The organism is Vibrio sp. 03_296 (assembly GCF_002265885.1).
This window is the reverse complement of record NZ_NPKW01000986.1, coordinates 1-602: the sequence shown is the minus strand read 5'-3', so window position 1 is coordinate 602 and position 602 is coordinate 1. Positions and strand designations below refer to the sequence as shown.

Here is a 602-nt window from a genome sequence, read left to right as displayed (position 1 = left end):
CCGCAGTGAATACTCACTTCAAATGTGCACCTGCACAATGCAGCCATTCAAGAACACGTAGAATATAAAGCCAATACGCAACGAGTCTTCCCAAACGCGGCGGAGCCAATCAATGGTTACCTCTACGCATCTGAGATGCCGAGACGCGTGGAATGGCGAGCAGCACGAGATTTTCCGGTTGAATATCGCCCACATGAGTGGACTCAAAGCCGCTTACCAGRCGGCAGTATTCATACCCCTTGAGTCCTCACTTGCCTTAGCTAACCGGATTAATGTCCATGCTTAAAAAGGCCGCTATCCGCGGTCTTTTTGATCTCTGTAACTCAAGCTCTCTGGGTTAAACTGGGTGTGATAAGTACATTGGTAATTGATATCTATAATATCGCTAACAATAAATACTTCTCCGTTTTTAAAAACCTCTGTTCGTAATATTCATGGCTGAACTATTACGCTTACAATTGAGTAACTCTGCATCTTCTTTAGACACATTGATGGCTCGATAACTGGTTAAATAACTATCAATTTCTAGCCCTAGAGACAATACATATTTTTGTAGTGAGCTCTCGATTATTTCATTGTTAACTTTAGGAAACATATTTACA

Annotated in this window: 2 pseudogenes; one reads left to right on the top strand and one right to left on the bottom strand. The window is 41.8% G+C overall.

The features are described from left to right. Positions 1 to 243: pseudogene (locus CIK04_RS34860) on the top strand (starvation-sensing protein RspA); the annotation flags it as partial. A gap of 51 nt (positions 244 to 294) precedes the next feature. On the opposite strand, the pseudogene CIK04_RS29345 reads toward CIK04_RS34860, so the two are convergent. After that, positions 295 to 602: pseudogene (locus tag CIK04_RS29345) on the bottom strand (UTRA domain-containing protein); the annotation flags it as partial.